Raw genomic sequence first — 1,275 nt, forward strand, 5'->3', positions numbered from 1 at the left:
GGCCGACGCGTACGAGGCACCGAGCGCGCCAAGGCAGCGGCATAGAGGCATGACAAGACACGGCGGGGCCGCTCAACCGGCCAGGACTTTCCCGGGGTTGAGGATCCCGTGCGGGTCGAGAGCCGCCTTGATGCCCTGGTGTACGCGCACACCGGCCGGCCCGAGTTCCTTGGCGAGCCAGTCGCGCTTGAGCAGGCCCACGCCGTGTTCGCCGGTGATGGTGCCGCCCAGGCGCAGGCCGAGGTCCATGATGGCGCCGAACGTCTCGTGGGCGCGGCGCACCTCGTCGGGGTCGTCGCGGTCGAAGATGACGTTGGGGTGGACGTTGCCGTCACCGGCGTGGGCGACGCAGGTGACCAACAGGCCGTGTTCTTCGGAGAGTTCGGCGATTCCGTCGACCATCTCGGCGAGCCGGCCGCGCGGCACGCAGACGTCGTCGGCCAGATAGGCGCCGAGGCGCTCGGTCGCGATGCCGACCAATCGGCGCCCCGCGAGGAGGAGTTCGGCTTCGGCGGCATCCTCGGCGATCACCGTGGTGCCGCCGTGCGCCTCGGCGATGTCGGCGAAGCGGCGCAGATCGGCCGGGGCCGCCTCGCCCCGGTCGGACTGGGCGATGAGGACGGCGCCGGCATCGTCGGGGAAGCCGAGGTCGCGGTACGCGCTGACCGCGTCGATGCTGGGCCGGTCCATGAGCTCCAGGAGGCTGGGCCGCGGACCGCTGCTCATGTACGCGGGGACGACCGCGCAGGCGGCGGACGTGGTCGGGAAGAACGCCACGGCGGTCAGCGGGCGTTCGGCGGCGGGCCGCAGCCCGACGGTGACCTCGGTGATGACACCGAGGGTGCCTTCGGATCCTACGAAGAGGTGGGTGAGGTCGTAGCCGGCGACGCCCTTGGCGGTGGTGCGGCCGGTGTGCAGCACGCTGCCGTCGGCCAGGACCACGGTGAGCCCGCGCACGAAGTCACCGGTCACTCCGTACTTCACACAGCACAGGCCGCCCGAGGCCGTGCCGATGTTGCCGCCGATGGTGCACATCTCCCAGCTGGAGGGGTCCGGCGGGTAGTAGAGCCCGTGCTCGTTGACCGCGCGGGAGAGCGTGGCGTTGATGACGCCCGGTTCGACGACGGCGATCCGGTCGACCGGGTTGATCTCCAGGACACGGTCCATCTTGACGAGCGAGAGGACGATGCAGCCCTCGCTCGCGTTGGCCGCGCCGGACAGGCCCGTGCGGGCGCCCTGCGGGACGACCGGGACGCGCAGCGCGGTCGCCGTGCG

Annotated in this window: 1 protein-coding gene; it reads right to left on the reverse strand. The window is 71.8% G+C overall.

The features are described from left to right. Positions 1–72 precede the first annotated feature (72 nt). Positions 73–1,275 (reverse strand): FAD-binding oxidoreductase (locus tag ACWCV3_RS28980; RefSeq protein WP_451230350.1); only part of this gene is annotated, 1,203 nt, incomplete at its 5' end.

The sequence above is a fragment of the Streptomyces sp. NPDC001781 genome (genome assembly GCF_053596035.1).